The 22,389-nt window shown below is 37.2% G+C and carries 14 protein-coding genes and 1 pseudogene; 7 read left to right on the top strand and 8 right to left on the bottom strand.

The features are described from left to right. Positions 1-72 precede the first annotated feature (72 nt). From AC3WSO_RS07425 to AC3WSO_RS07415, 3 genes and pseudogenes are all read left to right on the top strand, one after another. Complete coding sequence (locus AC3WSO_RS07425; RefSeq protein WP_492529998.1) at positions 73-519, top strand: MarR family winged helix-turn-helix transcriptional regulator; 447 nt, start codon at positions 73-75, stop codon at positions 517-519. A 15-nt stretch (positions 520-534) separates the two neighbouring features. Next, complete coding sequence (locus AC3WSO_RS07420) at positions 535-1,992, top strand: MDR family MFS transporter (RefSeq protein WP_492529996.1); 1,458 nt, start codon at positions 535-537, stop codon at positions 1,990-1,992. A 281-nt stretch (positions 1,993-2,273) separates the two neighbouring features. Continuing rightward, positions 2,274-3,340 (top strand): annotated as a pseudogene (locus tag AC3WSO_RS07415) (IS110 family RNA-guided transposase); the annotation flags it as partial. Between the two features lie 186 nt (positions 3,341-3,526). On the opposite strand, the gene AC3WSO_RS07410 reads toward AC3WSO_RS07415, so the two are convergent. After that, positions 3,527-5,017 carry a serine hydrolase domain-containing protein gene (locus tag AC3WSO_RS07410; RefSeq protein WP_492529994.1) on the bottom strand — a complete coding sequence of 497 codons (1,491 nt, stop codon included), beginning with the start codon at positions 5,015-5,017 and terminating at the stop codon, positions 3,527-3,529. Positions 5,018-5,292: 275 nt separating this feature from the next. Between AC3WSO_RS07410 and AC3WSO_RS07405 the strand changes: the two genes are divergently transcribed. Further along, the gene (locus AC3WSO_RS07405; RefSeq protein ID WP_492529992.1) at positions 5,293-5,934 is read left to right on the top strand and encodes a response regulator; all 642 of its coding nucleotides are present in this window, start codon (positions 5,293-5,295) and stop codon (positions 5,932-5,934) included. A 233-nt stretch (positions 5,935-6,167) separates the two neighbouring features. Here the strand turns inward: AC3WSO_RS07405 and AC3WSO_RS07400 are convergent, their stop codons facing one another. The 7 genes from AC3WSO_RS07400 to rpoN all read right to left on the bottom strand — a co-directional run bounded on the left by AC3WSO_RS07400 (position 6,168) and on the right by rpoN (position 19,011). After that, positions 6,168-8,144 carry a hydantoinase B/oxoprolinase family protein gene (locus AC3WSO_RS07400; RefSeq protein ID WP_492529990.1) on the bottom strand — a complete coding sequence of 659 codons (1,977 nt, stop codon included), beginning with the start codon at positions 8,142-8,144 and terminating at the stop codon, positions 6,168-6,170. 22 nt (positions 8,145-8,166) lie between these two features. Beyond that, on the bottom strand, positions 8,167-10,191 hold the full coding sequence (locus AC3WSO_RS07395) for a hydantoinase/oxoprolinase family protein (RefSeq protein ID WP_492529988.1): 2,025 nt from the start codon (positions 10,189-10,191) through the stop codon (positions 8,167-8,169). 178 nt (positions 10,192-10,369) lie between these two features. Then, complete coding sequence (locus AC3WSO_RS07390; RefSeq protein ID WP_492529986.1) at positions 10,370-11,767, bottom strand: aldehyde dehydrogenase family protein; 1,398 nt, start codon at positions 11,765-11,767, stop codon at positions 10,370-10,372. Between the two features lie 254 nt (positions 11,768-12,021). Next, a complete protein-coding gene (locus AC3WSO_RS07385; RefSeq protein ID WP_492529984.1) occupies positions 12,022-13,353 on the bottom strand; it encodes an aminotransferase family protein in 1,332 nt (443 codons plus the stop codon). Positions 13,354-13,841: 488 nt separating this feature from the next. Continuing rightward, positions 13,842-15,488: a sigma-54 interaction domain-containing protein gene (locus AC3WSO_RS07380; RefSeq protein WP_492529982.1), complete on the bottom strand. Its 1,647-nt coding sequence runs from the start codon at positions 15,486-15,488 to the stop codon at positions 13,842-13,844. A 222-nt stretch (positions 15,489-15,710) separates the two neighbouring features. Beyond that, positions 15,711-17,126 carry an amino acid permease gene (locus AC3WSO_RS07375; protein ID WP_492529980.1) on the bottom strand — a complete coding sequence of 472 codons (1,416 nt, stop codon included), beginning with the start codon at positions 17,124-17,126 and terminating at the stop codon, positions 15,711-15,713. Between the two features lie 547 nt (positions 17,127-17,673). Next, positions 17,674-19,011 carry an RNA polymerase factor sigma-54 gene (gene rpoN, locus AC3WSO_RS07370; RefSeq protein WP_492529978.1) on the bottom strand — a complete coding sequence of 446 codons (1,338 nt, stop codon included), beginning with the start codon at positions 19,009-19,011 and terminating at the stop codon, positions 17,674-17,676. Positions 19,012-19,271: 260 nt separating this feature from the next. Between rpoN and AC3WSO_RS07365 the strand changes: the two genes are divergently transcribed. From AC3WSO_RS07365 to AC3WSO_RS07355, 3 genes are read left to right on the top strand one after another with little or no spacing between them, the layout of a single operon-like run. Beyond that, complete coding sequence (locus AC3WSO_RS07365; protein ID WP_492534273.1) at positions 19,272-20,432, top strand: acyl-CoA dehydrogenase family protein; 1,161 nt, start codon at positions 19,272-19,274, stop codon at positions 20,430-20,432. Beyond that, a complete protein-coding gene (locus AC3WSO_RS07360; RefSeq protein WP_492529976.1) occupies positions 20,429-21,505 on the top strand; it encodes an acyl-CoA dehydrogenase family protein in 1,077 nt (358 codons plus the stop codon). The genes AC3WSO_RS07365 and AC3WSO_RS07360 overlap by 4 nt, the downstream gene beginning before the upstream one ends. 60 nt (positions 21,506-21,565) lie before the next feature. Next, the gene (locus AC3WSO_RS07355; RefSeq protein WP_492529974.1) at positions 21,566-22,372 is read left to right on the top strand and encodes an enoyl-CoA hydratase/isomerase family protein; all 807 of its coding nucleotides are present in this window, start codon (positions 21,566-21,568) and stop codon (positions 22,370-22,372) included. Positions 22,373-22,389: the final 17 nt, after the last annotated feature.

Below are 22,389 nucleotides of genomic sequence, written 5' to 3'. Positions count from 1 at the left end.
CGTTTATTGACTATTTTTTCATACTTTGCTACAATCCAATTGTCAATATATTGACTTTATGGAGGGTAAGATATGAAAAAAGATCGAGATGAAATGTATTTGGACATTATGTTAGACGTTTTTCGAGCATCTAGTTTACTTAGAAGAATTGGAGGCGGATTGGCACAACAAGTTGGTTTAAAACGAGCACAACAATGGATGATTTTGGGGACCATTCTGCGCGAAGAAGAAGTAACTCTAAAAGATCTTCGCTTAGATACATTAGTTACGAAACAAACAATTACTGGGCTTGTCGAACGTTTACAAAATGGGGAGTATCTCGAGACATTTCCAGACGCTGAAGATCGACGGATTACCCGAGCAAGATTGACTTCAAAAGGAAAGGATACTATGAGACAAATCAAACCATTATGTGAAGAAAGTAACCGAAATTCATTTTCAGTTTTAACTGACGAAGAATTAGAAAGTTTATCTAGCATCTTAAGCAAACTTGTTCAACATTTAAACCATGAGGAATAATTAAGGAGGGCATTAATGAATAGAAAGACGAATACAAGAAATGTTACGGTGGCTATTTTCATTGCCACTTTTTTATCTGCAATTGAGGGTACTATCGTAGGAACCGCGATGCCGAAAATGGTAGGTGATTTAGGTGGTATAGAAATGATGAGCTGGGTTGTTTCAGCCTATCTAATGACCCTATTAATCACTACTCCGATATACGGAAAGTTAGCGGATTTATTTGGTCGCAAAATGATGTTTAATATAGGAATAACAATATTTTTAATTGGGTCTATTTTATGTGGCTTATCTGAAAACATGTTACAGCTTATTATTTTTCGAGCACTTCAAGGCATGGGAGCTGGTGCTTTATCCAGTATAACCTTTACGATCATCGGAGATATTTATCCCTTTGAGCAACGAGCAAAAGTACAAGGTTGGCTCAGTAGTGTATGGGGGATCGCAGGAATTGTTGGTCCTTTAGTTGGGGGGATTTTAGTCGACTATGTTTCTTGGCGATGGGTATTTTATTTAAACATTCCATTTGGGGTAGTTTCTATGTTTTTATTGTCTATTTCTCTACATGAAATATTTGAAAAGAAAAAACGATATATTGATTATGGAGGAATTATTACTTTTACCATTGCAATTATCTCTTTATTGTACATATTAAATCGGCCATGGGAATCAATGTTTACTCTACTAACCTTATCTGTAAGTATTATATGCTTCATTCTTTTTATTATTATTGAACGTAAATCCCCAGAGCCACTTATTCCATTACAACTTTTTTCGATTCGCCCCATTACAGTGGCTAACTTAGCTATATTCTTATTAGGCTCAGTGTTTATTGTTATTACATTTCATATTCCTTTATGGATTCAAGGCGTTTATGGTGGTGGAGCAACCGAATCAGGATTAGTTATGATACCAATCTCAATAATGTGGCCACTATGCTCCATTATAGCTGGCAGGCTGATCTCTAAAAAATCTTTTAGATTTATTACTTTGTTGGGTTCGATTATTATTTTTATCGGTTGTATAGGGTTGTCATCAGCTTCAATAGAAACTCCTATATGGTTATTTATGATTTATACAGCTTTCATTGGGGCAGGCATGGGATTCGCTACCACAACATATACAGTAGTGGTCCAGTCTGAAGTTGATTGGAAATTAAGAGGAATATCAGTTGCATCTTTTCGATTTATGCAGAGTTTAGGTCAAACAATCGGAATTGCAGTATTTACAGCTATCTCTATGACACAAGCAACAAAATATCTAAGTAAACAGCAAGATTCATCACACATAGATGTTAGTCAGATATTCAATAATAACCATGATACTTCACTCTCAAACTCAAATATACAAAGCATAAAAGAAGCCATTGCCTTTGGATTACATAAGGAATTTTTGATTTTATCAGTAATTATCATAATTACTTGTTTCGTAGCAACACGGATGACACAATCAAGATCTACTTTAGAAAAATGAAATTAACAACTGATTAAAAATTTTCATTAAATTGGGCTCTATTTTATCAAGAGTTCAAATTCAAAAGGATTTAATCAAACGTTTTTTCTAACCAACATCCTTTCATATACTTTCTCAGAACAAAAAAGTAAACCACCCCAAGCATAAGAGCAGTTTACAACCCCTGATGAACTAACCGCCTTTGAAGCGATATTTTTTTTACTCACCGAGTAGTGTTACAGCACTATTCGGTCTTTTTATGTGTTCCTTATCTGACTAAATTATGACATGGTCACTTTAGATTAGAAGATATTTCAGGAGAGCGTCCCCCTCTTGTTATGGAATCAACAGGCCATTATCACACACCAATTGTTCAATATTTTGAGGATAAAGGCTATTTAATAATTATCGTAAACCCACTCATCTCTTATAAAGCAAAAAGTTCTAGTTTACGAAAGGTAAAAACAGATATCATTGATGCTAATCATCTCTGCGAGCTGTATTATAAGGAGGATTTAGAGCCTTATAAAAAGCGTAGTATCCAACTTGCGAACTTACGTAATCTTACGAGACAGCACGATAATATTACAGGCATGTTTGTACAAACTAAATTACAATTTCAGGCAGTTTCTCAGATCAAGTTTTTCCTGAATATAGTAATGCTATTGGAAACTTATATTCGGATGTTTCTTTGAAAATACTACATGCATTTCCTACTTCAGAGGAAATATTGAAAGCCAATAATGAAGTATTAGCAACTAAAATAAAAGAATTCAGTAATTCTCGTTCTTTACAATGCGCAAACAAACAGGCTGAAAAGCTAATGACTGCAGCAGCTCAAACCCCTTTTCAGAAGACTTTATATTCTAGTCTAGCCCTAAGCTTAGATATAAAAAACATCTATCCATGCTTGAAAATGAGATAGATGCTTTATCAAAAAGTATTGAAGAAACTAAGATTATCCGATCAATTCCCGGTATCGGAGAAAAAATCGCTGCCACGATCGTATCTGAAATTAGGGAAATTGAAAGATTTAATCATCCTAAGAAACTAGTCGCATTTGCCGGTCTTGATCCAAGCGTCTTTGAATCTGGTACATTCAAAGGTACTTACAACCGAATAACCAAAAGAGGCTCTAGCAGACTATGGCAAGCTTTGTATATGGCTGTTAAATGTGCTATTCGTGACTGTCGAAAACAGAAAACAACGGATGAAATCCTTCCTCGTAATAAGAAATTACGGACGTTTTATGATAAAAAACGGGAAGAAGGAAACATTTAGAGTAGCTGTAATAGCTTGTGCAAACAAACTCTTACATTGGATTTATGCACTTTTAAAAAGCAAAACTTCTTTCCAAGACTTAGCTTGATTTAGCAATTTAACTAAGTAGACCTGAACTTTCCAAATCAAGTATTTGGACGGTTATTTGGTATACACAAATTTAGTATAACATGATATTTTTATTATTTTTAATGAAAATTATTGACAACTATTAGCTGGTTTTGTTGATTGATTTTAAAAAAAAGTAGTAATCAGAAGGTATAACGGAAATTTTTTATAAATTCATTTTAACCTTTTGAATTATTAGGATTTTCAAGAATAAAACTAAAGAGAATAATGTAGATACTATACTCAAAATTATCAGTCCTGTTGTGACATCTGGTTCTTTATTAAAGTCGAATAGCGAAGGAACCCCCACGTAATAAGGAAATAAAACGTAGACGTAAAATATTATTCCGAAGTACAATACTAGCAATAAAATGATCCTACAAAATTTACTGAAACTTAGTTTCACAAAAGTTACTGTATGTCTTCCTCTTGCTAAATTATAGACTGTTGTTCCAACTAAATAGATTAAAGTAATACAAATGAGGATTGTGATACTAAGAATTATTTTAGCCTCAGATTTCACCTTTGGAAAATCCTTACCTAATAAAGGTTTAGGGGTTCCTCCATCGACTATTCTAAATAAATTAAAGCCAGAATGGAATGTTATATCTTGTTTTGAATTTGATAGGAGAACAAGTCCAAAGGATTTATCAGAAGAAAGAACCATCGTTGAAGTGAAGCCAGGTAATCCACCCTCCATATACATATTTTGGGGATATATATACCAGTTGTACCCTACGCCATATCTATTAGCTTGGAATACTTCTTTAATACTATTTGAACGAATGAGAGTACCCTTAGGAGTTACTCCCTCATTTAGTAGACACATCATAAACTTTGCTAAATCTACGGCATTTGAGGATAAGCCTGCCGAGCTAGATGTAGCATAGACTAGCTTTTCCTCATAAGGTTTAATTTTACCCCACTGATAACGATGTCCCTTTGCTGTATTAGAAAGGTAATGATTATCGAATGTAAAATACCCTGTTCTGTTCATTCCTAGAGGTTTAAAAATATTTTCATCCATATATTTTGTAAAAGGAACATCTGAAACTTCCTCGATAATTATTTGCAACAAATCTGTATTCATATTGGTGTATTCAAAAGTATCACCAGGTTTCGCAACTAACTTAACATTACGTAGTTTATCACTAATTTGATCTATAATTCCCCTTCGATCTACACTTTTAACATCATGAACATTAAGGCGACTAGGCAAACCACTCGAATGATTAAGTAAATGCTTAATAGTAATTTGATTTGACATTAAAGCATCACTTGTTTTAAACCAAGGAAGATAATCAGCAACAGGATCTTCTATACGTAAAAATCCTTTCTCCTGAAGCTGCATAATAGCTATTGTGGTAAACACTTTAGAAAGCGATCCTAAATTAAAGTTTGTATTTTCATCAACCTGCTGTGTATCTTCTCGGATATCTAAAGTTCCAAAACCTTTAGAATAAATAATTCCATTAGAATCAACAAGTGCAAAGGCCATTCCCGGAATATCATGTGTTTCCATGTTGTTCTCAATTTCAACTTCAATCTGTTTTATTTTCTTATCCCTATCACTTATCGTCGCCGAAACTTTATCTGTAGACATGATTAGTAAAATACAAAGAATGCTATTAATTAAAACTAAAATCTTTTTAATCATACCTCCCCCTACTTTTTAATATTAGACCTCTCTACCACAAACTAAGTTGATTTTGCATAATCACATTTTTCAACTATTATATGTTCATGAATAATAAATAGTGCTAATACACTTCCTAGTTCACCAAATACACCTGCTATTATTAATATTATGAAAGTAGCAAAATATAAATCTATTGATGAATTGTATCCCTTTCCAGCATAAAATTAGGTATAATGCATTATAATTAACAGTTTCAAAAATAATAGCCTATTTACATCAAAGGAGGTAAGAAATTGGTACATATTTTAGTAGAAGATAACCATAAAGCTGTTGGTGAAGGTATAAAATTATTGTTAGAACAAGAAGGAAATTTCCATGTTACGGTTGTAAGAACTGATGAGGAATCTTTGGCTGCTCTCTCGCAACAAACATTCGATATATTTTTATTTGATATAAACTTGCCCTTTTTAAAGGATCCAAGATTGTTAAAAAAAGTAAAAAAATTAAATTATAATGTAATTAAAATTATCTACACAGGATACGATATTGAACCTTTCTTCGATATATTAGTAGAATCAGGTGTTTCTAGTTTTGTTAGTAAAACAGCATCTACAGAAAATCTTATTGCAGCAATATACTCCGCTCTAGATGGGAATGCCATGATGCCAGTACAATTATTACAACAATTAAAAGTAATCAATTGCCAAAAGAACAAAATGGAACTAATGAATCAGTTAATCCAATATGACCTCCAAAAAAATGAACTAGCCTTGCTTAAATTAGTGGCCGCTGGAAAAACAAGTAAAAAAATAGCAGAAAATTTATTTGTCAGTTTACGCACAGTCGAATATCGTTTAACAAAGATTTTCAAAAAACTACAAGTACATTCAAGAATAGAAGCTGTTGAGAAAATGAGGGACATTGGATTGTTATAAAAAACCGCATATGAGGGGAATTTTTCTAATTAAAAACCGTAAAATATGGGGAGCCGAGAAAAAGATTGCGATCCAATTGTGGTTTTTTATGGTCATACAGTTAGATACAATGATAGAAGACACCAAAAATTTTATACCCTTATTTTGCAGAGAGAGTAGTGTATACTACTCTTACTACTCTTACTACTCTCTCTTATTTTAATTAACACTTGATTGCAAGAACGTTATGTCTGTCACCAGTAGGCCAAAGAACGTTTTTTCATCGCTTCTCGGTATTGCTCAGTTGAGATTGGCAATGCTTTATTTGTTTGGTAATCCATAATAACACCATATTTTCGAACAACATCCATTTGGTTAATTTCACCTTTGTTATACATCTGCTCAACTTCAATTGGATCTGTTTCTAGCCATAGATGACGGTTATTGCGAATATAATCACGTTCCTTTACTGTTGCTGCCATATCAATTTCGAAGGCATCCATATCACGGTCAATTTCATGGATGACTACGCCATAATCAAGCTTTGCACGCTCAATCGAAACATATTCATCAATTACATCCTCTAAAACAGCGTTGACATCTCGTGCTAATGGGTCACCTAAACCACCACCTCCTGCTGATGGACGTGTAAAGGAATCTCCTTTCTTCAACTCAACATTGGAGAAAATCGTGCCTAAAAATTCTTCATCCTCTTTGTTTGGGTTTAAAATAGCGCCCTGTGCGATAGAAGGTAAGCCGCCCATAATGCCCCATGTAATGGAACGAGACCGATCACAACAATAGGACATCACTGTTTGGTTTACATTCGTTAAAACGCCTCCCTTTTCTACACCACAGCCGCCACGGTATTTACCTGGACCAGCAGAGTCTATAATAATTTCATGCTTCGTTGTAACAACTGGTGACAAACGCTCTTGCCCTTCACATGGTTGAACACTTAAGCCTACACCGAACACCGGTGAGGTAGTATTCGCACCATCACGGTCAATACGTCCACCGTGGCCACCAGCCATCCAGTCATACCACATAAAATATTCACTACCGTCTCTTCGTTGATCATACCCACCCACTAATAAATATTCTAAATTAAATGAACAGGCGATAGCGCGTTCAGGCATAATATTTGACCATAATTCAAAGCAAGCATTCATAATTTTTTCAAACGCTCCTGAACAATAGCCAGAAACAGCTACTGGACTAGGTGCGTTGACGACAGAGTTTTCAGGGAGGAATATGTTCACGACACGATAAAATCCTGAGTTCAGCGGAATCTCTGGGAAAAATGTTTTCGTTCCTGCATAAGTACCAGAAAGGGCTGAGCCAAATCCTGCATTTAAAAAACAGCTAATATAAGGATGTGAATCACTTAAATCATAAGCTATTTCATCCTCCGTAATGGTCATTTTCACACGAATTGGGATGAGACCATCTCCTACTTGTGGATCCATGTCGATATAGTCCACCGTTTCCCACTGACCTTTTGGTAAAGCTTTAATTTTCGCTCTCATTAATCGTTCTACATAATTTTGAACTTCTTCAAAAGCTACTAGCACTGTCTGAATGTCGTACTTTTCAATCATTTCTTTGAGTTGTTTTTCCCCAACTTTCGCCGCTTCCACTTGAGACCGCAAATCGCCAATACGTTCTTCCGGAATACGCATATTCATAACAATAATCTTCACTACATCAGTTAAATATTGACCTTTACTATAAATGCGGACAGGAGGAATACGTAGACCTTCCCCGTAATGTTCCTTAGCTGTAATATCAAAGGAACCTGGATTAGAACCACCGACATCTGCCCAATGTCCATTTGTTTGCATGAGTGCAATTAGTTTACCATCATGGAATACCGGTAATATCACACGTACATCACTGAAATGTGTTCCTCCACGATAAGGATCATTTACTAAAAATACATCACCTGGATGGATATCATCCGCGAAATCCTCTAAGACAGCCTTTGCCGTTAAATGCAATGTCCCTACGTGAACGGAAATATCTTGCGTTCCTTGCATAACGGTATTCCCCTGTGCATCGCATAATGCACAGCTAAAGTCTCGATTATAAATAACAAACGAGTAGCATGTACGCAGCATTTGCTCAGCCATTTGATCCACTAAATTGACAAAGCCATTTTTTAACACTTCAAATGTTACTGGGTCTAGATTTTGGATCTTATGATTTGTCTCCAATTTCGTTGTACTCATCGCCCATTCCTCCTTATCGCTATTAGTTCACTGTTATAATAATATTTTTATAGACATCTACTTCCGCAGTAAATCCTGGTGGAATAACGGTCGTCGTATCCAGCTGATCGATAATGGCTGGACCAGCAAATTGTGTGTTAACAGGTATTTTATCGCGGTTATAAACGTTTGTTTCTATATATTTCCCCTCAAAATAAACAGGACGTGTTTCTTTAAAAGCATCCTCCAGTGAGCCTTCAGCAACATATTGTGGGAAATTAGGTTTTGGTACTGTTCCTATAGCGGTTACTCGTAGGCCAAATATTTCTACAGTTTGATCCTTATCAGAAAATGCAAATTCGCGTTCATGTTCTTTATGGAAAGCTTCCAAAATAGCATCTAATGAAGTGATTTGATCGGATACGAGAACTGCTAGAGATCTCCATTGTCCCTTATAACGCAGATCTATATAATTCGTTAATGACGATGTGCTTTTTGCTATTCCTTCCTCTTCTAATAATCCTCTTGCCTCTTCTCGCAATTCACTAAATTGATTTATTAGCTCCTCTACACTTACTTCATCAAGTTTTTTCACATACGTTTTAGAAATATCATGGCGTACATCTACTAGTAAACATCCCATTGCTGCAGCTACACCTGGATGCGTAGGAATAATGACTTTTGGGATGTTTAAATCTTTTGCCAAATAAGCTCCGTGTAATGGGCCTGCACCACCAAAAGCTACAAGTGCGAAATCACGCGGATCATAGCCTCTCCGTACTGAAATTAAGCGAACTGCATCGCTCATATTGGCGTTTGCAACTTCTATAATGGCACTTGCCGCTTCTTCAACTGATTGATCGAATGCATTTGCGATTTTTGTCACAGCATCTTTCGCTGCCTCTTTATTTAACTGCATCGTTCCATCTAGCAAGTCTACACCTAGGCGTCCTAACACTAAATTTGCATCTGAGTTTGTGGGCTCCGTACCTCCTTGACCATAACAAGCTGGACCTGGTACTGCCCCTGCACTTTGTGGTCCATTTCGTAAAGAACCACCTTCATCTTGCCAAGCGAGGCTACCTCCGCCGGCTCCTATTGTTACTATTTCAATGCTCGGGAAACCGATTGGATAGCCATATTCTATAGACCAATCCTTTGTGATTCGTATATCCCCCTTATACATCAGTGAAATATCAGTACTTGTACCTCCCATATCTAAGCCAATGGCATTGTCAAATCCACACAACTTTGCGATATGCTTACTTGCAATTGCACCAGCAGCTATCCCGGAGCTTGCCAATCGAGCAGCATAGCGAGGAACTGTACTTGAAGTCATGACACCGCCACCAGAGTGTAATACTAATATTTCATCGTCATAGCCCTTTTTCTGCATTTCATTGCTTAACTTACTAATGTAATTACTCATAATTGGCCCAAGAACAGCATTAATAATCGTTGTACTCATACGCTCATGCTCAAAAATTTCCGGAAGCACCTCACTTGAAATACAAACATAGATATCCGGTAATTCTTCTTTTAAAATCTTTTTAACTTTCGCCTCATTTTTCCCGTTCACATAGGCATTGATGAAACATACTGCAATGGATTCAGTTCCCCGACGTTTTAATTTTTTTGCTAATAAACGAATTTCCTCTTCATCAATAGCTTGAAGAATATTTCCTTCATAATCTATTCGTTCTGTCACTTCAAATCGATCCCGTCGTTGTATATAAGGCTTCGCAGTATCTTTATACGTATCCCATATATCTTCTTTCGTCCCTCGCCGGATTTCGATGACATCTCGAAAGCCCTTCGTCGTAATAAGAGCTGTTTTTGGCAGCTTACGCTCAATTAACGCATTCGTTCCAACTGTTGTGCCATGAGAAAAAATTTTAATATCCTTGCCATTTAGTTCTGCTTTTGCTACTCCATTTAAAATTCCTTGCTCCGGATTTGCAGGTGTCGAAGACGTTTTTGTGACAAATACTTCTCCCGTCTCTTCATTAAAAACAAAAACATCTGTAAACGTGCCGCCGACATCAATTGCTAAACGACTTTGTGTCATAGCTCTACCTTCTTTCATTTATTTATCTTTTTGTATAAAGCTAATGCCTCGAGCGATTGCCCCTGATTTTTTTAAAATTTTCGCGTACAATTTGAGAAAAATCTGGGCCATTACATCGAGGCATATGTGACATATATTTTTTTATTGTCTATTTTAAATTTCTTTCACGATAAACTTTTTACTCACTTTTTGTGCCAATCGTAATTGTTTTAAACGTTGTAAAGAACTCTTTTGCCGCCTGCCCCTGTTCACGGGCACCAGTACTTGAGTTTTTCATCCCTCCAAACGGCGCTTGAGGCTCTGCTCCACCCGTTTCATCGTTAACCTGTATAAGTCCAACTTCACTACGATTAATAAAATCAAATGCTTTCGGAATGTTATTTGTGTAAATAGAAGCACTTAATCCAAAATTAGAATCATTCGATAATCGTATCGCTTCTTCATAGTCTCTTACTTTGATGACAGCTAAAACTGGTCCAAAAATCTCTTCATGAGCAATCGACATCTCGTGGGTTACATTCGTAAAGATGGTTGGATCAATATAGTATCCTTCTGACATACCTTTTGTTGGACCTCCGCCAAAAACAAGCTCCGCACCCTCATCTTTTGCTTTCTCGATAGCGGATAATATAGAATCATACTGCCCTTTGGATGACACAGGCCCCATCGTGACACCAACTTCAATTTTTTTAGCTTCTTCGATCAATTGCTCTAACACATTGTCATAAACTGTTTCCTCGATGTAAACTCGACTAGTTGCTGTACAACGCTGTCCAGTTTGCTTCATCGCACCTTCAATTGTTAATTTTGCAGCTTGATTTATACTAGCATCAGCTAAAATAATCGCTGCATTTTTGCCTCCAAGTTCGAGCTGAATTTTTTTATTCGTAGATCCAGCAGTATCTAAAATACTTTGACCTACACCATTCGAACCTGTAAATGTAATCGCCTTTACTTCAGGCGCCTCCAATAATACTTGCCCTACCTTTGAACCTCGGCCTTGTACGACATTTAATACATTTTCCGGCAGGCCTGCTTGTTGGAATAATTGGCCAATCATTTTACCGGTTAAAGCGCTTTCAATAGATGGCTTCCAAACAACTGTATTGCCATATACTAATGCAGGTGCAATTTTCCATAATGGAATAGCGACAGGGAAATTCCAAGGCGTTATGGCAGCAACGACACCAAGTGGTACTCGCATTGTGTACAATAATTTCGCTTCATTGGCAGAAGGTAATACTTCTCCTTTTGCCCGCATTCCTTCTTGTGCAAAATAACGTAAAATGGAAGCACCACGTTTCACTTCACCAAGCATTTCATTTTTCGTTTTACCCATTTCACTCGAAGCTATTTCAGCGACTTTATCAATATTTTTCTCAAGCAAGTCAGCTGTCACGCGTAAAATTTCTCCACGTGTAACCGAGGACGTATTTTTCCACCCTTCAAATGCTTCCTGAGCTGCAACGATAACTTCTTTCGTTTCATCTATTGTCAAAAGCTCAACTTGACCAATACATTGTGATGGTTTCGCTGGGTTAAATTGCTCTCGTATTTCTCTAACGATCGTTGTCATGAAACTCCTCCTTCAAACAGTCGTTTATACCTATATCAATTATGCCTCGGCATAATTGCGTCCGGAATCGGCTTTGTGCTTAGGCCTGCACGATGCAGATCAGTTAGCCGTTATCGCAAGGATGCGATGAATTTTAGGCTAACATCCTCTAGAACTCCTTTTCGATTCCTTGACATCCGCCGGAGGCTTTTTAATTTCTTTCAGCATTGTAGCTGACGCTTTGCTTTCGCTATCAAAATATTTGCTGAAAGAAGTTAAATATTTTTTTCAACAATTGTTTTACGTATATGCTCAAATGTCTCGTCTAAAATACGTAACATTTCATCTAGCTCTACTCTTGATAGAATGAGAGGTGGAGAAAAAACAACTGTATCTTGATCGTACGTGACCGTTCGTAGAATCAATCCTCGTTTCATCGTTTCTTGAACAAAAATCGGACTAAGAGCAGTCTCAAACAATTCACCCGTCTCGCGGCTCTTCACTAGTTCAATGGCTCCAAGTAATCCAAGCGTACGCACACGCCCGATAAAACTATATTTTTCTTGCAGTGCTCGGAATCCTTCTAACATGGCATCCCCCATGTTTGCAGCATTTTCAACGAGATTTTCTTGCTCAAGAATTTCTATATTTTTCAATCCAACTTGGCAAGCAAGTGCATGACCGCTGTAAGTATATCCGTGCATTAATGTCCCTTTAGAAAGCTCACATAAATCTTGATGAATTGTTTCGGATATCGCCACACCACCAAGTTGAACATAACCACTTGATACTCCTTTAGCGAAAGACATCATATCCGGCACTACCCCGTAATGTTCCATACCGAAGAATTTTCCTGTACGACCAAACCCCGTAATAACTTCATCCGCAATGAATAAAATACCGTACTCATCACAAATTTTTCGCACTTCCTTAAAGTAATCTTTTTGTGGAATATTAACTCCACCCGCTCCTTGTACGGGCTCAGAAATAAATGCCGCAACAGTCTCAGGACCTAATGCTTCAATCGTTTCTCGTAAATTACGTACGGATTCGCTGTATACATAGTGGAAATCAGGGGCGTGTGAATTGGTAAAGTCACGGAACGCTTGTAAACCTGTCGCACTAGTAGCACCCATTGCTACACCATGGTATGAATGTGTACGAGAAATAATTTTTTGACGCTCTGGCTGCCCTTTAAGTAACCAGTAATGACGTGCTAATTTAATCGCTGTATCGTTCGACTCTGAACCACCTGAAGTGAAAAATACAGTATTTAAGTCTCCCGGAGTTAAAGATGCGATTTTCGTCGCTAAACGGATAGCTGGTTCATTGCTAAATGAAGCGAAGCAGGAACTAAATGCTAATGTAGAGATTTGCTCCTTCGCTACTTCGGCAATTTCTTTACGGCCATGCCCGATATTTACATTCCATAATGATGACATGCCATCAATGTATATATTTCCTTCTATATCTTTTAAGTAAATGCCATTGCCCTCTATAAAGATGGCTGCTGGACCTTGTGTTTGCTGTTGCTCAATCGACGTTGTTGGATGTAGAAAATGTTTTTGATCTAACGTTTTTAACTCTTCTTTTAGTTGAATTGTCATAAATACCAACCTCTTTTCGTTTAAAATTTCATACACTTTTTTAATAGCAATTCTCATGCCAACTGAAGAAAAAAATTATTTTAACGAAAAAATATTGCTACATTTTCATAACGTGTGGTTGATTTCCGTTCCGGCTGGGCGCTTTCCTGGGGGCGTCCGATGAGCCGCTTCACTCGCGTTGCTCGCTCCAGGGTCTCATCTGTGACGCTGATCCCCAAGGAGTCGCCCAGCCTCCACTCCAATCAACTTATTATTATTGGCATACCTTTTAACAAAACATATCTTTCTTTTTGTGAAGAGTGAAACGCTTCACAACGCCTGCAACAAAATGAAAAAGAGACGTTTTCTTTTTTTGAAAATGTCTCTTTTCTTTTAAATCTATTAACATATTAACGATGTATTTCATCATTTTTCTTGTATTAATTAGTGAGTATTGCAATATTGCTAGTTATTGTGCACAGATGAAATTTTGATGCGAAAATACATCACTAATCCTCATATGAAATTTGTTTCGTTAATTGGAATTTTTGTATTTTACGTACTAACGTTGACTGATCACAGCCAAGTGATTTAGCTGCTTGCCTGATACTTGGAAATTTAGATAGAGCCTCCTTAATAATCTGCTTTTCAAACGAAGCTACTTGCTCCTTTAAAGTACCACTAAACTTCGCGGATCCAACCTGTTCCTGGTTGCTTTGTATTTTCACTGGATCTTCTTGATTACGTATAATAGTTGGGTTACTATCTAACTCTTGTTGCACAATATAAGCTGTTATTTCTGGCTGCGTTGCTAGCAAGCAAATACGCTCCACCATATTTTTAAGTTGTCGTACATTTCCTGGCCAATCATAACACTCTAATATTTTCATTGCAGATGACTCAATCGTTCGATGGATACCATACTTTTCTTCAACAACAGCTAAGAAATGGTAGACTAGCGGTATAATATCTTGACGACGATATCTTAAAGGAGGAATTTCAATCGGGATAATATTTAAACGGTAATATAAATCCTCTCGAAAATGACCTTGCCTCACCATTTCAGCTAAATTTCGATTTGTCGCAGCGATTATGCGTACATCAATTCGAATAGGTTTTCCACTACCTAAACGCTGAACCTCAGATTCTTGGAGAACACGTAATAATTTCGCCTGTAGCAGTAAGGGCATCTCTCCAATTTCATCTAAAAACACTGTACCGCCAGACGCAATCTCAAATAACCCAGCCTTACCACCTCTTGCTGCACCCGTAAATGCTCCTGCCTCATAGCCAAAAAGCTCAGATTCTAATAAATTCTCAGGGATTGCACTACAGTTTATCGTTAATATTTGCTTATCGTTACGTCGGCTGTTTGCATGAATAAGCTTTGTAATCTCTTCTTTACCAACGCCCGATTCGCCACCAATTAATACAGTTGAGTCTACCTCTGCAACTCTCATAACCCGCTTTACAACCTGCATCATTTCTGAAGAGACTGCGATTAAACTACTTTTTGTTGTTTCTTTATTATGTAGGGCATGTAGCTTATTTTTAAAATTTTCATTTTGAACTTCTAATTTTTTTACTTCTTTCTCTAACAGTTTTAATTGTGTCATATCACGTGTAATTGCTACTACGTATTGTAATTCACCGTACTCATCAAATATTGGCTTACCAGAAACTAAAAAGCATTTTCCATTAATAAACGTCTGCAATATCGTAACTTTTTCTTTTGATTCAATTACTTTCATCGAAATGGAATCACTCATTAATCCTTCAGCAATTACGTCTTTTGCATATCTCCCCATTAAATCAATGCCAACAATTTCAATATCAATATCATTTTGAAATAAAATTTTGCCATCGCTATCACATACTGTAACGCCATCAGATATGGAGTTTAATACTTTTATGGACAACGGGTTCATAAAATCTATATAGCTATACTGCATGAATGGTTTGACATAAAATAAGCTACCTTGCGAAGTCTCTAATACATGAACAAAACAACCATCTACCTTAAAGCTTTTCGTCCCTTTACTATAATTTTTTATTATTTTTTCAAGAAGCTCTATTTGGATATCACTTTTAAACAGTACCTCATCATTTTTTACAATAAAAAAATGCTCATCTTTATGTAGTTGAGTTATCGACATCTAGATCATTCCCTCTCGAACCTTAAATATTTATCAATTAGTAGGTGTATCAGTTAACCATTTTTATCCATTTATAAACGCACACCTTATCCATTTACACAAAAAATTCGCTTTTTCTACGGGGCATCTATACGTCGCGAAAGAACTTAAAGCATCCTTTAAATTCTTTCGCGGCTTGATATCTAGCAAGAATATAGCGAATTTTCTGTATTTTATAGAATTCTACTCTGAGGCTAGCTTTTCCTCTATTTGCTCCGCAGGTCTTGTCGACAGCTTTCGCATAATCATGAACAACACGACTGAGCCAATTAGTACTAATGTACTTAAATAAAATTGTGAACGTAAAGATTCGATGAGCGCCTGGCAGAAATAAACGACTATTAAAATACCAATTGTGACATACGATAGATATGGAAATAGCCACATTTTAATCGATAATGCCTCATCTGAAACTTTGTCATAATGACGTCGGAAACGAATTTGTGAAATAGCAATGAAAATATAAACTGCAATCATTAATCCTCCAACGCAATTCCCCAAAAAGTAGAAAATAACTTCAGGTGAAATGAAGTATAACATCGCACAAATATAAGCAACCACCGTACTACCAATAACGGCTGGGACAGGCACACCTCGACTATTTTTAATTTGCGAGAATATTTTTGGTGCATCACCTTGACGCGACATTTCTAGTAACATACGTGAACTTGTATAAAGAGCGGAATTTAAAACAGAAATTAATGAAATGAAAATGACTATTTGAATAAGTTGAGCGGCAATTGGAAGCCCTGCCATTGTTAAAATATTTGCATAAGGTGCTGCCAACATTTTTGTATCATTCCAAGGTATAAGTAAAACCATAATAGCTACTGAGCCTACAAAAAATAAACCTAATCGAAAGACAACATTGCGAATAGCGCGGACGATATTTTTCGCTGGATTTTCAGACTCTGCTGCAGCGATGGCTGCAACCTCAGCACCACAGATTGAGAATATTACAAAGACAATTGCCGTAAAAATCGGGACAATACCATTTGGTGCAAATCCACCAAATTCCGTTAAAATACCTAATCCCTTCGGCTCAGAATTTGGCCAAACCCCTAAAATCATAGCTATACCAACTATTAAAAATACAACGATAGCCGTAACTTTAACGAAGGAAAGCCAATATTCAAATTCACCAAATGACTTTACTGAATAAATATTAACGATTGTCATTAATAACGTTATACCTACACTTCCAAGCCATATTGGTATCATCGGAAACCAATTGTGCAGCATTCCCCCTATGAGTGCTGCTTCTAATCCCACAATAAATACCCAGCTTGCCCAATAAAGCCACCCCACTGTAAATCCTGCCCATGGCCCAATATACTTCCCTGCATATGAAGCAAATGAACCTAACTCTGCTGCCCCTCCTGATTTCCTTCCTAATACTATTTCTCCAGCTGCCATTTCCCCAACCATTTGCATGATCAGAACTATGAGTAAGCACGCAATCGCATATGAAACCACCGCTGCTGGACCGGTACTTAAAATATTTTTTCCTGTCCCAACGAAAAGCCCCGTGCCAATAACCCCACCAATGGAGATCATTGTAATATGCCGTGTTTTCAGTGATTTTTGCAAAGCCCCCATTAAACCACCCCTTTGTGTTTTATGTAGACATTTACTAGCCCCTTTCCTTTACTACAATGTCTACCGTTTAATGAGCAATTCTGATGCCAAACCTATCAAATTATAAAAAGATTCCGAATTTTTTATCCACATATCTATTGTTCTCGTATTTTTCCAACTTAGTAATTTTAATGCTCATCAACATAGCGTGAAGTTGATTTCCGTTTCGGCTGGGCGCTTTCCTGGGGGCGTCCGATGAGCCGCTTCGCTACGCTGCAGGGTCTCATCTGTGACGCTGATCCCCAAGGAGTCGCCCCACCTCCACTCCAATCAACTTATACATGGCATACGTTCTTTACTTCTTTTCAGCGGGTGTCCAAAACATCCTCATCCCTGAATATTGCGATAAGACATTTTTCAACAACAAATGTTTTCTGTGCGAAAGCGAAGCGACAGCAACAAATGTTTTCTGTGCGAAAGCGAAGCGACAGCAACAAATGTTTTCATATGCCATTTTCAAGTTTTGATGCCAAAATACATCATTAACAGTTCATTTACATCATCTAGCCTATCCATACATTCGATTAAATGAACTCATAATATTCATCTCTTCCCTGTACTTCGCTACTGTTCGTCTGGATATTTGGATACCCTCAGCACTCAAAGTATTTGTAATCTGTTGATCAGTTAAAGGCTTTTGTTTATCCTCACCTTCGATCAACTGTTTGAGCCGCTTTTTAATATACATAATTGAATCCATTTTTCCAGAAATATTCATTACCCCTTTTGTAAATAACGATTGTAAAGCATACACACCATGAGGGGTTTTTATATATTTTCCACGCACTGCTCTGCTAATTGTTGATACATGTAGACTTAAAATATCCGCTACATCTTTTAACCGCATTGGCTTCAATGCCTCCTTACCTTTACGGAAAAAATCTGCTTGCAATTCCACTAGCAATCTAGCTAACTCATACAGTGTTTTATCACGTTGTTCAATTCCTTGTAATAATAAAAGAGCATCTCTCATTGTATCTTTGAAATATGTTTTACAATTCGGATCATTTTTTAGCATTTCAACATACTGTTTATCGATAGTAACGATTGGTAAATATCCACGATTTAATTTAATCAGCCATTCCTCTCCTAATCTTTCTACTTCGATTTCTGGCATGACATATGGAATTTCTTCGAATTGATCTCCCCTCATCACTGGATTTAAATTTTTTATATAGCGGATCGTTTTCTGCACTTCATGTAGAGACGCTTTATACTTTTTACTTAACTGTTTAATAGCTTGTGCTGCCACTAGCTCTAAATCCATTTCGATAAATCGAGAGGCCAATTTTGGAGCAAGCGCATCACCATCTACTTGAATGAGTAAAAACTCCTGATAATGACGTGCCCCTACTCCTATTGGCTCGAAAGTTTGAAGTAAGTCCAATAATGCCTCTACATGTATAACATCCGTTTTACATATAGTAGCGACAACTTCTAAATCAACATCTAAAAATAGACGTTCGTCTAAGGATTGAATTAAAAACGTTAAAATTTTTAAATCTATAGAAGATAGATTTTTATGCATAGGTACTTGTTCCAGTAAGAACTGCTCATAGCTTTCTTTTACAGCAAACTTCATCTCAATGGGATTAAACGAATGATGTTGAGGCGCATAATGTTGCGCGGAATAACTTTTATCAGAATAGCTTGCTAATTGCATAATTTCCTCATAATGCAATTTCACCTTAGCATCAGTGACTGCTAACAGTGGATTTTCGTTAGCCTTATCATAAATATACTGTTCTAGCTCATTCGTTGTATATTGCAGTATTTCCAAATGCTGTACTAATTGTGGTGATAAAACTTGCATTATTTTTTGGGAAGTTTCGATAGCCAATTGCATACCCCACACCTCCAAAACAGAATTTTCTACATAGTAACATGTTTATTCTGCAACTTTCCATTTTTTAATTTAATTTTTATTTTTATACATAGCTCATTAGCAAAAGCTAGGAGTCGTATGGTGATACGTCATAAAACTTCTTTACCCCACCTACAAAATTTTCAAATAATTCCAAAAAGTTATTGACTACACAAGTTAGTAATCATAAAATACACATATACAATAACAGTTACCACATTACGGTAAAATTTAAGGAGTGAATCAAATTGTTTCATTTACCAACTGTGCAGTTTACACAAGAGCAAGAGCAATTTCGCTTAGATGTTCGAACGTTTTTACAGGATGAATTAGCAAAAGGAACCTTCACGCCTAAATGTGATTCTTGGCTCAGTGGAGATGATCCTGAATTCTCTAAATTAATCGGTCAAAAAGGTTGGATTGGTTTAACTTGGCCTAAAAAATATGGCGGCCAAGAGAGAAGTAGTATCGATCGATACATTTTAACAGAGGAATTTTTAGCCGTTGGTGCCCCGGTTGCTGCACATTGGTTTGCTGATCGCCAAACAGGACCCCTTCTTTTGCGTTATGGAACAGAAGAGCAACGTGATTATTTCTTACCGAAGATTGTAAAAGGTGAATGTTACTTCGGCATAGGTTTGAGTGAACCGAATAGTGGTTCTGACCTCGCTTCGGTCAGCACGCGTGCAGAAAAAGTAGATGGTGGATGGATTGTCAACGGTCAGAAAATATGGACGAGTAACGCACACCTCTGCCATTATATGGTTACCTTAGTACGTACTAGCCCTTTCGATGGAAAAAATAAACATGCTGGACTCAGTCAGTTGATTGTCGATTTACATGTGGAAGGTGTAACTGTTGTTCCCATCAAATTTTTAACTGGCGAACATCATTACAATGAAGTGTTCTTTGATAATGTTTTTGTACCTGACAATATGGTTGTTGGAGAGGTCGGTAATGGCTGGATTCAAGGGTTAGCAGAGCTGGCTTTTGAGCGTAGTGGCCCAGAGCGGATATTGAGTACCTTCCCATTAATCGATGAGCTTATTCAAGAGCTAAAGCGCCAAAACAATTTAGAAGGGTTACAGCAAGCGTCTAAAATAGTAGCTCGTCTTTGGGGTTTACGTAATTTATCAATTGGTGTAGCTCAACTTCTAGAATCCGGTAATGGTGATGATGTATCTATTCCTGCAGCACTTGTGAAGGCTCTTGGTACGAAATTTGAGCAAAGTATTCCTGAAATCACACGCTTAATCGTACAGACATATCCAACACTTGACGCGCATCGTAAAATCGATCGCTTTATGGCTGAATCCATTTTACATGCACCAGGTTTTACTATTCGCGGAGGAACTTCAGAAGTACTGTATGGCGTTGTAGCGAAAGGGGTTATAGCACAATGAGTGAAATGAGAGACATGATCGTTGATGTTGTAGAGCGTATGTTAAAAGAAAAAGTTGATAAAGATTTAGTCGATACAGTGGAACAAGGTAATTGGGCACCAGAACTATGGGAACTGTTTAAAGAAAATGGAATGACTGCTGTAGCTGTTTCAGAAGAAAATGGCGGTGCTGGTGGCGACATAGAGGATTTATTAAATATTGTTCGTTTAACTGGAAAATACGCTGCACCGATTCCATTTATAGAAACAACATTTGCAAATTATTTACTGCAGTTTACGCAGTTACAAGTCATTGAGGATTTAGCTACGTATATGCTATGCCCTAACCAAGCCTTTACGTTAGAGAATGGCAAATTAACGGGCGACGTGATTCAAGTCCCTTGGGCACGTCATACAAAACACCTAGTGACACTTGCCAATAGTACGGAGGGTGCACATCTTGTAGAAATAGATTTAAGCCAAGCTGAAATTAAGCTAGGGTCGAATTTAGCAAGCGAGCCGCGTGATACCGTAATATTCCAAGATGCTACGGCTTCACAAGTATCTGCTGTGTTACCTCCTGATAAGGTACACACTATAATAACACTTAATTCTGCGTTCCAATTAGCACTGATGACCGGTGCGATCGATAAAATAAATGACTTAACTATTCAATATACGAAAGAACGTGAGCAATTCGGTCGACCGATTCATCGCTTCCAGCTCGTTCAACAGCATATTGTAAATTTAGCAGGTGAAACGGCTATTGCTCTTGCAGCATTTAATAATGTTACAGAAGCCCTACAGATGAACAGTCAAAATAGTGAGGTTGCTTACGCTTGTATTCGTTTTGAAGAAATTATTCAAGCAGTGACAACAATTGCGCATCAAGTACACGCTGCAATTGGTACAACACACGAACATAGTTTACATCAATTTACACGCAGACTTTGGTCATGGCGCGATGAAGGAGCCAGCACCTCTTATTGGACTCAAATTGTCGCAACACAACTATTGGAAAATAGCGGAGATAGCCTATGGGGTTATTTAACTTCGTTCAGTGCAAGCTCACCGCTTCTTAAAGTAGAAGGATAAGGGCGGCAATGTTACAAAGTTTAAATTAATTGAAAACTACTAAGATAAGGAGTGTTATCAATGACTGATTTACTTTTTGAAGTGCAAGACCATGTTGCCACAATTACATTAAATAGACCTGAAGCGTACAATGCTTTTAGTGAAGAGATGATCTCTAAATGGATAGAAGCCCTTGAAAATGTCCGTGATTCAGAGGATATTCGTGTCGTTATCGTAAAAGGGAATGGTAAATCATTTTGCGCTGGTGGGGATATTAAAGCGATGCAAGCCGGTGAAGGATTTTTCCAAAGTGAGAACGATATCTCTTCAACAGGTTTAGCACGCAAAAATTCTCTTTGGAAAAAGATTCAGCGTATCCCCCTTCTCCTTGAAGAAATTGATAAGCCCGTTATTGCACAGGTACATGGATTTGCAATGGGCGCAGGACTTGATATGGCCTTAATGTGTGATATTCGGATAGCTGCAAAATCTACAAAGATCTCAGAAAGCTATATTAACGTTGCGATCGTGCCGGGCGACGGCGGTGCTTATTATTTACCAAAATTAATCGGCATCGACCAAGCATTAGACATGTTCTGGACAGCTCGTGTATTAACTGCTGATGAAGCAAAAGACAAAGGTGTTGTGACATTTGTTGTCGAGGACCAAGAACTTGACGAATACACATTGAATTATGCAAAGGAATTAGCAAGTCGTCCAACTACGACATTGCAATTCATTAAGCGTGCTGTTTATCAAAGTCAACGGATGGATTTACGTACTGCCCTTGATTACATTTCTTCACAAATGGCAATTGTCACAGAGCTAGATGATTTTAAAGAGGGTGTAAACGCAGTAGTAGAAAAACGTAAGCCCGTTTATAAATGAAATGTTTAGGAGGACGA

This window comes from Lysinibacillus sp. EB106-09-02-XG168, assembly GCF_058791475.1.
Note: the sequence above shows the minus strand (reverse complement) of the source record. Positions and strands in the feature narration are given on the sequence as shown.